This window comes from Priestia veravalensis (genome assembly GCF_001457055.1).
Taxonomy (GTDB): Bacteria; Bacillota; Bacilli; order Bacillales; family Bacillaceae_H; genus Priestia; species Priestia flexa.
Genome location: NZ_KQ758641.1, coordinates 53371 through 66362 on the forward strand (window position 1 = coordinate 53371; position 12992 = coordinate 66362).

Annotated in this window: 11 protein-coding genes and 1 riboswitch; of the genes, 4 read left to right on the plus strand and 7 right to left on the minus strand. The window is 38.0% G+C overall.

Features of this window, described 5'->3' with window-relative positions:
• Window positions 1–6 precede the first annotated feature (6 nt).
• Both AS180_RS08630 and AS180_RS08635 read left to right on the plus strand, forming a co-directional pair.
• Window positions 7–975 carry a sensor histidine kinase gene (locus tag AS180_RS08630; protein ID WP_197414236.1) on the plus strand — a complete coding sequence of 323 codons (969 nt, stop codon included), beginning with the start codon at window positions 7–9 and terminating at the stop codon, window positions 973–975.
• A gap of 13 nt (window positions 976–988) precedes the next feature.
• Complete coding sequence (locus AS180_RS08635) at window positions 989–1750, plus strand: LytR/AlgR family response regulator transcription factor (protein ID WP_025907306.1); 762 nt, start codon at window positions 989–991, stop codon at window positions 1748–1750.
• A gap of 75 nt (window positions 1751–1825) precedes the next feature.
• Here AS180_RS08635 and lepB read toward each other — a convergent pair whose 3' ends face one another.
• From lepB to AS180_RS08660, 5 genes are all read right to left on the minus strand, one after another.
• Window positions 1826–2080 carry a signal peptidase I gene (gene lepB / locus AS180_RS08640; RefSeq protein ID WP_082636364.1) on the minus strand — a complete coding sequence of 85 codons (255 nt, stop codon included), beginning with the start codon at window positions 2078–2080 and terminating at the stop codon, window positions 1826–1828.
• A gap of 27 nt (window positions 2081–2107) precedes the next feature.
• Complete coding sequence (gene prpB, locus AS180_RS08645) at window positions 2108–3022, minus strand: methylisocitrate lyase (RefSeq protein ID WP_062686693.1); 915 nt, start codon at window positions 3020–3022, stop codon at window positions 2108–2110.
• Window positions 3023–3038: 16 nt separating this feature from the next.
• Window positions 3039–4475, minus strand: coding sequence for a bifunctional 2-methylcitrate dehydratase/aconitate hydratase (locus AS180_RS08650; RefSeq protein WP_025907301.1), 1437 nt, complete (start codon window positions 4473–4475; stop codon window positions 3039–3041).
• Window positions 4476–4570: 95 nt separating this feature from the next.
• Window positions 4571–5680, minus strand: coding sequence for a citrate synthase (gene mmgD / locus AS180_RS08655; protein WP_062686694.1), 1110 nt, complete (start codon window positions 5678–5680; stop codon window positions 4571–4573).
• On the minus strand, window positions 5670–5903 hold the full coding sequence (locus AS180_RS08660) for a hypothetical protein (protein ID WP_061785735.1): 234 nt from the start codon (window positions 5901–5903) through the stop codon (window positions 5670–5672). Before AS180_RS08660 ends, mmgD begins: the two co-directional genes overlap by 11 nt.
• A 164-nt stretch (window positions 5904–6067) precedes the next feature.
• Window positions 6068–6266, minus strand: a riboswitch (cobalamin riboswitch).
• 252 nt (window positions 6267–6518) lie between these two features.
• Here AS180_RS08660 and AS180_RS08665 point away from each other — a divergent pair.
• Both AS180_RS08665 and AS180_RS08670 read left to right on the plus strand, forming a co-directional pair.
• A complete protein-coding gene (locus AS180_RS08665) occupies window positions 6519–6740 on the plus strand; it encodes a DUF3923 family protein (protein WP_062686695.1) in 222 nt (73 codons plus the stop codon).
• 82 nt (window positions 6741–6822) lie between these two features.
• Window positions 6823–7218: a (deoxy)nucleoside triphosphate pyrophosphohydrolase gene (locus AS180_RS08670; RefSeq protein ID WP_025907293.1), complete on the plus strand. Its 396-nt coding sequence runs from the start codon at window positions 6823–6825 to the stop codon at window positions 7216–7218.
• Window positions 7219–7237: 19 nt separating this feature from the next.
• Here AS180_RS08670 and AS180_RS08675 read toward each other — a convergent pair whose 3' ends face one another.
• Window positions 7238–10042, minus strand: a complete 2805-nt coding sequence (locus AS180_RS08675) for a DEAD/DEAH box helicase (protein ID WP_062686699.1) — start codon at window positions 10040–10042, stop codon at window positions 7238–7240.
• Window positions 10043–10425: 383 nt separating this feature from the next.
• A complete protein-coding gene (locus AS180_RS08680) occupies window positions 10426–12654 on the minus strand; it encodes an ATP-binding protein (protein ID WP_062686696.1) in 2229 nt (742 codons plus the stop codon).
• Window positions 12655–12992 lie beyond the last annotated feature (338 nt).

Consider the following 12992-nt stretch of genomic DNA (forward strand, 5'->3'; position numbering starts at 1 on the left):
AAGAAAATGTTCATTGCGTTACCTCATATTCTATTAATTAATTTCATTAGCTTTCTATTTATTAAATACAAACTATCTTTCATTCCGCTAACTATTATTTACAAAGATCAAGATGATTTCTTTTATAAGAAATCTGGGCCTAAATATATCATCTTAACTTGCGTTACTATGGTACTTATCATTGTTGTAGCATTTACGATTTCGTATAATTTATTTTATTTACAACAAACAAATTCATCCATTTTATTCATTACAGTTGTATCTATCATTTATCTACTATTCTTTTCACAAATTATGCTCAAGCATAAATCTGAACGATTAGAGAAGCTGTTAGAAAAACAGCATGAAGTGGAAATTAAGCGGTACTTTCAAGTTATCAAATCTCAGCGGCATGATTTTATTCATCACCTTCATACACTATACGGATTAATCGCCCAGCAAAAGTTTCAGGATACTGAAGAATATATAGAGGAAGTCATTGAAGATGTGAGAAAAATAAATGAAGTCATTCCTATTCATCATCCAGCCGTTTCGGCTTTATTGTTAACTTTAAAACAGCAAGCATATACCAAAAATATTCAGATGTCCGTAATTGCAAAAGATAATTTAGCCCACATTCCTTGCAAAGTAACCGATATTAATCGCGTACTAGGGAATTTAATTTCAAATGCGATGGATGCTCTAACGCACGATAAAACACAAGATAGCTGGATTGAAGTCTTAATTGAGCTTGAGCATTTATCCAACGAATACATATTTACAGTAACAAATAGTGGAGAAATAGACTCTCACATTGCTTCAAAACTATTTAATAATCAGTTTACAACTAAATCAAATAATCATGAAGGTATTGGTTTAATTGCTACTAAGCGGATTATCGAGAAGTATGAAGGCATGATTTACTTAGAAACAACTAGTAACACTACGGCTTTTATTGCTAGGCTTCCAGCCATGAAAAAGAACAAAGCGATTTAAAGGAGAGAGACGGATGGATAAATATAATGTTTTAACCGTAGATGATCAGGTCCATTGCACGGATATGTTAAAAAATTTATTAACGCAATATCCATTTATTGAAAACATTTATAGTTATTCAGATCCCAGAGACGCACTAGCATTTATACAAACATCAGCGATTGATTTGGTTTTCTTAGATATAGACATGCCTCACATCAATGGTTTAAAGTTGGCCGAGACCATTAAACAGCAATTTCCTGATATTTTATTGATTTTTGTAACGGGTCACTCTGACTATGCTCTACATGGGTATGAATTATATCCTATCGACTTTTTATTAAAGCCTGTAAGCCCCTTACGACTTGAAAAAGCGTTGGTTCAGTTTCGTAACCAGCGCTCAAACAGAACCGTTTCTCAAGAACTTAATTTTGATCGCACACAAGAACAAGCGACAAAGAAAATCACGGTAAGAGACAAAAGCTCCATTCACTTTATTACAATCAATGAAATTAATTTCGTTGAAAAACGAGGCCGAAAATGTATTATTAGCGTAAAGGATAACAAAGAAATTGAATGCAGCAATACACTGAACGAGCTAGAAAAAATGCTAAGCAAACATCATTTTTTCAGACCGCACCAATCATTCTTAATTCCTTTATCAAAAGTAGCTGAAATTAAGCCTGATGAATATATGCGCTCCTATTTAATCGAGCTTGAAAATGTGAATGCTGAAATTCGAGTTAGCAAAAATAAATATAGTGAATTGCGAAATGCTATCAATTCGCACTTATAAGCATGCTGCATACCTTAGAGAAATGAAAAGACCCCTCTTTATGAGGGATCTTTTCATTAGTTAAACAATTGTTATCTACTCTTTCAGATCAGAACCGATAACCTCCAGCTTCTCTAAAGGCCAGTATGCAAGCTCTGCTTTTCCAACCACTTGATTGTATGGAGCGGTGCCAAGCATCGGGGACCTGCTGTCTAGGCTGTTGCGACGGTTATCACCCATGACAAACAGCTGACCTTTTGGTACAACCGTTTCACCCGTATAATCTTCAAGCTTAAAATCTTCTGTAAGAGGTTGTCCCAACAAACCTTTCTTAATTACAGACCCTGATATCTGTAAGAACTTACTACCTTCATGTACCTATGACTTATGCTTTTCCGTAAGAATGGTTTGAGCCAAGTTCTTGTCCAAATGCTCAAAATCATAATACGAAATGAGGTCGTATAGCTCACTTCTTGTCTGCATATCTCTTATTGCTTCTTTTTGGGTACCTGTCGCCTTGATTAAATCAAATATCCTTTCGTACGCTTTTGCTGCTACGCGAAGCGACGAGACGGGATAAATGACCATCTGAAAGCCCATATTGCTAAATTCTGTTGCTGTATAGTACGGTGTTTTTCCAAACTCCGTCATGTTAGCTAAAAGAGGCGCTTGAATTTGACTTTTGAATGTCCGAAACTCTTCTTCAGAGCCGAGCGCTTCAGGGAAAATAGCATCTGCCCCTGCTTCCACATATGCAGCTGCTCGTTTGACAGCTTCCTCCAGGCCTTCGCTACTGCGAGCATCCGTCCGAGCCACAACAACTAAAGAAGGAGCGACTTCTTTAATTAATCTGATCTTTTGTGCCATTTCTTCTATTGTTACAAGCTGTTTTCCATTGAGATGACCGCATTTTTTTGGAAGCTGCTGATCTTCAATCTGAACGGCTGCTACGCTGGCTTCAACCATTTCTCTAGCAGTACGAGCAGCGTTTAACACGCCACCAAAACCAGTATCAATATCAACCAGCACAGGTAAGTTTGTAGCTCGTATCACGTCTTTCGCCCGATCGGCTAGCTCTGTAGATGTTACAATTCCTAAATCTGGTAGTCCCCGACTTGCCGTATAAGCAGCACCTGATAGGTAAAGTGCTGAAAAGCCAGCTTGCTTAGCCACCAGTGCGGCCATAGCATCATGTGCACCTGGAAGTTGAAGGATTTCTTGCGCATCCATAAGCTGTTGAAATTTAGCAGCTAGCTCCTGTTGAGATAACGGCTGATTGACAATCCACGTCATGTAAGACCCTCCTTATTTAGATCAAAAACAATTGAACAAACTCGTTTACGCTCATGCTTTCAAGCTCCTCTTGGTTATAACAAACTGCTTCAATTTGCTTTTGCTGTTTGAGAGGAAAACGCGTTTTGATATTAGTTGAGAATTTTTCTTTAACCTTTGGAATGGCTTCATCTCTTCTAAAACGGTGCCCTAACGGATATTCACACTCTACTTCCTCTGTTTGTGTACCATCTTTAAAATGAATCTGCACGGCATTTGCAATCGATCTCTTTTTCGGATCCAGGTAGTCTTCGCTATACTGCTTATTTTCAACAACCTTCATCTTGCTGCGCAGCTCGTCAATTCGAGAATCAGATGCGACTTCGTTTTCATAATGATCGGCAACAATTGTTCCTTTAAGGAGACCAATCGCCGTAATATACTGCAAACAATGATCTCGATCGGCCGGATTATGAAGTGGCCCCTCTTTATCAATAATGCGAATCGCAGACTCATGCGTTGTAATTGTAATCGAAGCAATATCGTCTAATCGATTCACGACTTCTCGATGCAGTTTAACCGCACACTCCGCGGCCGTTTGAGCATGAAACTCCGCTGGATAAGACACTTTAAATAGCACATGCTCCATAACATAGGAATCAAGCGGACGACCAAGCGTTACCTGTTTTTTGTTAAATAATACGTCCTGGAACCCCCAATTAGGTGCAGACAACGCAGTGGGATAGCCCATTTCTCCTTTTACTGCCATCATAGCAAGCTGTACGCCTCTGCTTGTCGCATCGCCGGCAGCCCAAGACTTTCTAGAACCGGTATTCGGCGCATGTCTGTAGGTACGTAAGCTTACCGTATCAATCCACGCATTGGACAAAGCGTTAATAATTTCTTCACGCGTTCCTCCAAGCATTTTGGTAACAACTGCAGTCGTGGCAATCTTCACAAACATCACGTGATCTAATCCAACTCGGTTTAAGCTGTTCTCTAACGCCAGCACGCCTTGAATTTCGTGCGCTTTAATCATCATTTCAAGCACATCACGAACGGCCAGCGGCTCTTTCCCTTCTGCTACGCGTACGCGGCTAATGTAGTCAGCTGTCGCTAAAATACCTCCAAGATTATCAGAAGGATGTCCCCATTCTGCCGCTAGCCACGTATCGTTGTAATCCAGCCAGCGGATGATGCAACCAATGTTGAACGCAGCTCGAATTGGATCTAACTCAAATGACGTTCCCGGCACCCGACTGCCATTTGGTACAACTGTTCCTGGAACAATGGGGCCGAGGAGCTTTGTGCACTCTGGATAACTAAGCGCCAGCATCCCGCATCCAATCGTATCAAGCAGGACATAACGAGCGGTTTGGAACGCTTCTAAACTCTTAATCTCTTTATGAAGAACGTAATCTGCGATTTCCTCTAATAAAACATCCGTTTTGACTTGCTCATTCGTTTTCAACATGTGCATCTTTCCTTTCTCCTCAAATTTATTTATGATAGAAATGGGTATTCGCCAAAATATCCATTCGGTGAGTGGCCGTGAACAACCCCAAATTGTTAAAAGCGGCGCTCGCCTACATAATGTACGCGCGGTCTAAAAAGTCGATTATGTTCATGTTGCTCAATAACATGCGCACATAACCCTACCGTTCTAGCACTGAAAAAGATCGGTGTATAAAGTGAAATAGGAATACCAAGCATCCAATAGACAGGTGCTGCGTAGTAATCCAAGTTCGGATAAAGACCTTTTTCACGCTTCATAAGCTCTTCGCCCGCTTCGCACATGCGATAAAGACGATTATCTCCTTGCAGGTCGCATAGCTGTTTGAGCGACTCTTTCATCATTAAAGCCCGCGGATCAATTTTGTTCATATACACGCGATGGCCAAATCCCATGATACGCTCTTTTTTATAAAGCTTAGCGATCAGCAGCTCTTCAAATTTATCTACAGTACCAGCTTCTAAAAGCAGTTCCATTACCGCTTCGTTAGCTCCTCCATGCAGGTTTCCTTTTAAAGAAGCAACCGCTCCTGTCAATGCACCGTATAAATCAGACTGAGTAGAAGAAATGACTCTCGCTGTAAACGTTGAGTTTGGCATCTCATGCTCACTATATAAAACAAGTGAACGATCAAAGATTTGCTCTTCCAGAGATGATGGCTTCTTCCCCGTAATCATGTAAAAGAAATTTGCGCTATACGATAACTCTTTAAGCGGACGAATCGGCTCTTTCTTTTCGATTAAACGATAGCTGTTCGCCACAATCGCAGGCACTTTGCCTAACAGCTTGTAAGCACGGCTTTTATTTGCCGATAGAGAACGATTATCAAGCCTTTTATCAAAGCCTGAAAGAAATGAAATTCCTGTTCGCAAGCCATCCATTGGATGCGTGCCATTAGGGAGTAAGCAAAAGACATCCAACAGTTCATCTGGAATCTCGTACTCCCCTTTTAACATTTCTTCAACTAGTTCCTTCTCGTTAATATTCGGCAGCCTTTCTTCTAGTAAAAGGTAGATCATATCGAGGTAGCTCTTTGATTTTGATAGCTCAATCAGGTCATACCCTTGAATAATAATTTTCCCCTGTTGGGTATCAAGAAATGAAATCTTTGTTTCAGCAGCCACAACGCCTTCAAGCCCCGGAAAAAACCTCGCTTCAGTCTCCATCTCTCTTTTCCTCCATTCCAAATATCTCTTCACCTACTGTTTTGTAAGCCTTTTCAATATTGTGTAAAAAAAGAGCCTTCTTTTCAGCATCCCCCCTCTTGTCTACCACAAAATCTCTTAACTCCTGATAATAGTCTGAAAGTGTACAAGGGTTCTCTGCCACTACGTTATTCATAATGCTCGCTTTGAAGTAATTCACAAAATACTCAACTGATCCGTCCACAGCTGCTCACCTCCATCACGCGTACCCGCTAAAAAAGCAATAAAAAAACAACTTCCCAAAGAAGTTGTTAAGCCGCGAGACAATACTCAAATAAACATGTTTTTAAATCATTTTTAAAACATGTTTGTCACTTCGCACTTAACACCCCCTATCCGCGTAGGTATTGATGCATGCTAAAACAGGCAGGTCTCCTGGCTTATGATCATCGCTCTTCGAACCTTCCCATCTTCATTTCCATGAAAACAGTGGCTTTTTCGAATCGCTCCCAAATACAGTTGCGGGACAGCGTCGGATTCCAACCGAACTTCCCTTTTAAGCAGATGAAAGACACCTTTCACCTACACCTGTTTCTACATCGATATTATTTTCACTTTAAACATATCAAATTTTATAAATTTTTACAATTTTTATTTTCATTTCACTTAGCTAACACTGTACAACACTTCATTTTTCAAAGCACTTATCTTATAAATCCATTTATAACCTCTCTAGCAAAATCATAAATAAAATATAGAAAAACTGTTTTTTGTTAATTATTGGATAACAATTCCTGTATAATAAAGGAAAAACTTAAAAGTAAATTTGCTTTATGCCAAAGATGAAAGGAGCGATTTCATGAAAAAACGATGGATCTCCTGGTGGATTACGAACTGTTTTTGGGCCATGCTATTTGTTTTAGGCACTATTATGGTATGGACGCGAAAAGTGGACGGAGCGGGTGCCATTCAAACCCCTGAGGTCAAGCTTATATCCTTTGTTGTGTTAGTGCTTGCCTTTGTCATTCCGCTTGTGATTCAAAGTGTATGGCTTGTTGTTAATGTAAGAACGAGTAAATGAAACCCACCTCTCAATTCCGATCTTATAATCTCCCACTCTCCTATGTTATGATGAAACAAAACAGCTGTAAGGAGAATGAACCGTGAAGAAAAAAATAAAGGTCGTTGCCGCCGTTATTGAAAATGATCAAAACGAAGTCCTCTGTGCTCTCCGTTCAAACGACATGTCTCTACCGAACATGTGGGAATTTCCTGGTGGGAAAGTAGAAGAAGGCGAAGATATTTACTCTGCGATTGTGAGAGAAATCGAAGAAGAGCTTCACTGTAAAATCAAAGCAACGGAGCTACATAACGAACACACCCATGAATACGATACGTTTATTATTGAGCTCATTGCGATTAAAGCTGAAATTGTTGAAGGTACACCGCAGCCCACTGAGCATGCCAAGCTTGTTTGGTTAAACAAAGAAAATCTAGATTCACTTGTCTGGGCACCGGCGGACGTTCCGGCGGTTGAACTATTAGTAGAAAAGAAATAGCCTTCTCGCGATGAGAAGGCTATACTCTTTCCGTAAACTCCGTATACAGAAACGCTGGAATTTCATTTTCTAATTCTAAGATTACCGTAATCGGCTTTTCCCCGTGGTACTCAACCGTATTTCCTTTACCGATATAAATAAACGGTTCAGTCTTACCATCCATCTCACGATATTTTCGTACAAATAGATGCAGGTGAATACCTCTGTCTTTGTTAACTATAATATTCTTTCCTCGCTCAGACTTTTGGGTCGTACTGTTTGGCGTTTGCCAGTGGAACGTGCGCTTATCGATGAACTTATCCTGATAGTTAATGCTTTCTTTAATATCTTCTTCCTTATGAAGATCAATAAATAAGAAAAACTCTTTATCATTTGTCAATAAGCCAGAACCACGAAACGAGCTGTGCGTTTTCCGGTAGTTAGATAGTAGCGCTGGGTCCATCATTGTGTACTGTTCATACAGCTTTAAGTGCGGTACGCCGTAATCTCGTTTACCAAACTCTTTCTCGTAGCGGAAAATGCCGTAATCAATCGCATCTTTAATAAACGGCTTAAACTGGTCGTTATGTAAAACATTCGCAAAGCGCTCCGTTTTCACCGCTTCTTCTCCGTTAAAATCAATTAGCTTTAACTTAGAACGAAGCTGTCCACTATCATAGTACGCTTGATTTAATACTTCAAACGCGTGCCTTACCGTATCTTCTTCCACATCCTCTACGTATTTCAAGATTTCTTGATTGGCTTGCTTCAGTGAAACTTTGTCATGACTTAGTAAATATTTTAAAATCACAAACTCGTACACGCGCTTGATTGGTAGCTTACTAGACAACTCCTTCAAGGCACTTTCAAAGTCTTCATGAAGTAACAGAGTTTTCAGCTGGTCGTCTTTTTCGGTTTTCGCTACAAACTGAAGATATGACTTTTCTTTATTGATAAACTTCACTGGGTCAGGCGCTCCATCAAACTTTAAATAGTCCATCAGGTAATACGGAATTATGCCTTGATTTAATTTTTTAAATTCGTTGTACTCTTCTCTCAGGTACTTCAGCGAATTGAAGTTTTCACGGTCAATTTGCGCTAAAATTCGGTCGCGTGATATCTCATCCATTTGAATATGTGTAGCACCTGGAATGCTTGGGAATCCCTTTGCGATGGCTACCTTTAAGCTTTCCTTATCGTAATAGCGGCTGCCGTTTAGAGCGAGCGCAATTAAAAAGACCTTGCTGTGATTTCCGATAAAATCAAGTACTGTTAAGAATGATTTGCTGGCGTGCTTGCGCAAACCGCGCCCCAGCTGCTGGATGAATACAATTGGTGAATTCGTTGGACGAAGCATTAATACAGAATTCACCGACGGAATGTCCACACCTTCATTGAAAATATCCACTGAAAAAATGACTTCTAATTCATCTCTATCATCTTCTAATCGCTTAATACACTCTTGACGCTGGGGAATGGAATGGCCGCCATGTAACACTTCACTTTTGTAGCCGCGCTTATTAAACTCTTCTGCCATATACTCAGCGTGTTCAATGCTAGCGCAAAAGCCAAGCGTTTTACGCGTTAAGCCATCGTGACCATAAAACTCCATCTTTTCAATAATAAAGTCGACGCGCTCATTTACTTTTAACCGTTTGGTTACCTCAGCTATATCATCAATGTCAATACCGCTTAAATCAACATCTTCAATATCAGTAATACCAAAGTAGTGAAACGGTACGACTAACTGATCTTCTAGCGCTTCGTGAAGACGAACTTCAATGCCTACGTTGTTATCAAACAAATCAAATACATTCATGCTGTCGCTTCGCTCCGGTGTTGCCGTCATGCCTAGGGTAAATGCTGGCGTGAAATATTCCATCACTCGCTGATAAGAAGGACTTGTCGCATGGTGAGCTTCATCATAAATAATATAGTCAAACGAATCTCGTTCGAACTCACTATAGTACTTTGTTAACATTTGAATCGTCGCAAACAAGTAGTCTGCTTCTTGATCTTTTGAACTTCCCGTCAACAAGCCAAACGTCACTCCCTCGTTCACAAACAGTGTTTCAAACGTTTCTTTTGCTTTTTGAAGGATCTCTTCTCGGTGCACAATAAATAAAAGGCGCTTTGGTTTCACTTTTTGCACGTCAAATGCCGACATATATGTCTTACCTGTACCCGTTGCCGCAATAACTAGAGCTTTCGTTTCACCAAAACTGCGCAGGCGTTCTAGATTTTCCATTGCGCGCTGCTGCATCTTATTTGGCTTGATGTACTCACCCTTTTCAAAAATCATTTGAGGTTTGTAAGCTGCTTCCTTTAACGCAGCCAAAAACTTCCCGTACTCCTCTAGAAATTCGCTTGTTGCGTCGTTACTAATGTCCCACAAGTGCTCGTATTCCTTTAGAACATCCTGAATGAAAGGCATCTCGCTCTTTGACACAACCTCTACATTCCACTCAATATTACTTTTCAACGCGCTTTGCGTCATATTCGCAGAACCAATAATTACTTTATAGTCGTTCTCATATTCAAAGATATAAACCTTCGTATGAAAACCTTTTTCTTCTACCGCGCTGAATACCTTAAGATCAATATTATCAAAGCTTTTAATCTTCTCTAACGCCTTCACTTCCGTAAAATTCAGATACGTCGATGTAATAATACGCCCTTCCACACCGCGACTAGCCGCTTCCTTCAAAGGGTCTAAAAGCAGCTGCAGCCCGCTAAAATTAATAAAGGCCACGCTAAAATAAAAGCTCTTGCACTCCTTCAAAGAAGTCACAAGCTCATGTAGAAGATTCGTGTTTTTCGAGTTTACTAGTAATCGATTTCCCATATAATCTACCACTCCACCTTTTTCCATTAAACTGTTACTTTTAGTTTAGGTGTTTAGATGGGGTGGATCAAGGGGTTTTTGGTAAATAAACAAGAGTTAAAGTAAGGCTTTAGAAGCCCTACTTAACTCTTTTGATTTGTGATACGGTTCACCGTGATGTATCTAAATGAGTTTTTTTCTTTTTGTTGAATTGGAAATATTATTCTCCAATTTATATCTCGATTGCATAATTCTTCAGCTTCATATATCCTTCATAATTACTTCTCAAGATTATATATATTGGAGAATAGTGTCCTTACCTCGATGAGTTCTACTACAAATTTTTATCAACAGCACATTTCTCTACTAACAGCTTTACCCAATAATTTAATAACCCTTTGGTTCTATTTTTCAACCCCGGTGGCTGCTGCATAAGCTTTTGCATGTGCTAGTTCCTCACCCACCATTAACAGTTCTAGTATTTCATTATATAATTGCTTTAAATGAAGGTCAGACATATCTAAAATTGGTTCAAACATAAAGGAATTCAGATGAATGTTTTCTGGTGTCATTATGTTTACCTTTTCCAGAATTTCAATGCTATTTATTTCTTCTGGAAAAAGCCCCTTATATTTACCAAACAATACACCCGTTTGATTTTTATTAATGCTTGAAACAAAATCAAAATTATTAATTTGATTAATCATGTGCTTTTCAGCATTTAACCTTATGGCAATAGACAAAACTACTTTATTTTCAAGATTTGCCACTGATTCTGATTCGGAATTAACAATGCGTTCAGCTTCCTCAAAGATAATTTCATAAAGTTTTCTGTCACCATTTTCTAATTCAAGGTCATTTAAATCTTTAAAAATAACTTTGTAAATTTCTTGTAATTCCTTAATTGTTAAAGTCTCGGTGGACTCTTTCATATGCAATACAGATGTTAGCTTGTTAAAGTTCTCAATATCGCCGATATACTCTGCGATATTCCTAGCAAAAGTAACTGAGGCAATTAATTTTGCATTATTAGACAAATTACTTTTCCAATTTTTTAATGGGTTACTTATATACTTATACTTGAGATTTTCCAAATTAATATACTCATTTTCCTTCATAGCCATGAAGGAACCCATATACTTACTATTTCCACTTATTCTTTCTTGCACTGTTCTAAAAAAGTCAAAGTTATGAGTTAAAATAATCGAAAGGAAATTGTTCTGTTCAGATAAATCCTTTAAGTATTCAATGATTGCGTACTTATTTTTATAATCAAAGGAATCGGCGATATCATCTATTATGAATAACGTCTTAATACCTTGCTTTTTCCTAGACTCTATTTCAAAGATAATATTTAACAAGTATAATGTTCGGGTTTCTCCCTGACTTAAAACCATTTGTAACAGCTCTTCTTCCACATTTTCAGGTCGTTTCTCAAAATAATAATTAATATTTGGTGCTTGGTCTTTTAAAATTGAATCCTCTTTATTTTGTATCTTTAGTCTATATGGCACAAAAAACCTGCTATTAAATATTTTAATAACATTTTCCCAATCTGTTTGTTCATTTTTTGCCTTTTCAATAATTTCCTTTATTTTAATTTGTCCCTTTTTATACTCATCTACTAAACTTATATATTCAGCTTTATTATCCTTCAAGTACGAAACCCAAAGTTTTTGTTTAAATGTATTCAAATCAGCAAGCTCTCTTAGAATTTCTTGATTTTCAAACAAATATTCCCTAAAGTCTCTTAATTGTGCATTTGATATCTTTTTATCGATATTATTAAAAATAGATTGTAAAGACTTATCATTTAATATTGCATCTTTTGCACCTTTTATCATTTTTAGAAATTCTTTTTGGTCAGATATCTCTTGTTTTTCTCCATTTATATTTAGATTTATTGAATGTTCAGCTTTAAAAAATCCATTGTCTGTCAGACTTTTTTGTACTGTAGTAGCATGATAATGATTAAATTCCCTTTTAAGTATCGGTGAATTACTAACTAACTCATCATACTTTTCAATATACTCCCTAATTTGGTTTTTAAAATCACCAGTCTCAAGAAATGCGATTGCCTTCTCGTTAAAAATATTTTTATAGATAATATGGGTAAATAGAGGAGCACCACCATCATTTACCTTATCCTCAATTTTGTTTAATACCTGTAAAAAATTATTTGCACCTTCGTTAAAAGAAGAACAAAACTCCTCTTCAATATCCTTTTTTAATCCGGTCAAAGGTAAAAGTACCTTAATGAGCTTTTCCTTTTCAATGTCAATGTTTTCATGGATTTTTTCGTACTGTTTCCTTAATTCATCATTTACTAATAAGGTTGATATCCTATTGGATTTAAAGGACTTTTCGTAATTCCTTATTACAAATATTGATTCAGGGGCAATGTCATTTCCACCACTATCTTTAATACTTCGTATAGATTCCCTTTGCGGATAAATAAGGTCTTTTGACTCCGCACCTTTACTATAATCATCAAAAACTTTTGCGAATGATGTTTTCATTACCCCATTCGGTGCATATATAATTTGTGTAGATTTTCCTCCTGTAAATTCAAACTCTTTTTCTAACCTATTAATACCGTAGCAGTTTTTAATCTGTATGTTAATCTTATCCATATTACCCTCCCTCTATAAATGTTGATTTATCAACGGTTTGAGCCGTTGGTGGGGTGTCAAAAAAATATTTTTCGACACGCTTCCTAACAATATTTTTATATTATGAGAAACTATTCCATTATATGGGTACGCTACGCGGTCACTACTGGTTAATAGTGGTAAGTAGTGTCAGAGAATTATGTGATGCACAATGGATCTCTGCGTAACTTATGATGACGTACCCTCCCATGTCTCTGGGCATCTGTGTGCCTACATTCCTTCGTTCGGTCTAGTCATAAGGCAGAGGCTAGCGAAGCTCCTTTAGGGACTCTAGGTCGAATGGTGAATATAATGCCAGC

What these genes read in the sequence shown, in the direction of transcription:
- AS180_RS08630 (WP_197414236.1), top strand. Translation starts at nt 7, where the DNA reads ATGTTCATTGCGTTACCTCATATTCTATTAATTAATTTCATTAGCTTT.
- AS180_RS08635 (WP_025907306.1), top strand. Translation starts at nt 989, where the DNA reads ATGGATAAATATAATGTTTTAACCGTAGATGATCAGGTCCATTGCACG.
- prpB (WP_062686693.1), bottom strand. Translation starts at nt 3,022, where the DNA reads ATGACGTGGATTGTCAATCAGCCGTTATCTCAACAGGAGCTAGCTGCT.
- AS180_RS08650 (WP_025907301.1), bottom strand. Translation starts at nt 4,475, where the DNA reads ATGTTGAAAACGAATGAGCAAGTCAAAACGGATGTTTTATTAGAGGAA.
- mmgD (WP_062686694.1), bottom strand. Translation starts at nt 5,680, where the DNA reads ATGGAGACTGAAGCGAGGTTTTTTCCGGGGCTTGAAGGCGTTGTGGCT.
- AS180_RS08665 (WP_062686695.1), top strand. Translation starts at nt 6,519, where the DNA reads ATGAAAAAACGATGGATCTCCTGGTGGATTACGAACTGTTTTTGGGCC.
- AS180_RS08675 (WP_062686699.1), bottom strand. Translation starts at nt 10,042, where the DNA reads ATGGGAAATCGATTACTAGTAAACTCGAAAAACACGAATCTTCTACAT.
- AS180_RS08680 (WP_062686696.1), bottom strand. Translation starts at nt 12,654, where the DNA reads ATGGATAAGATTAACATACAGATTAAAAACTGCTACGGTATTAATAGG.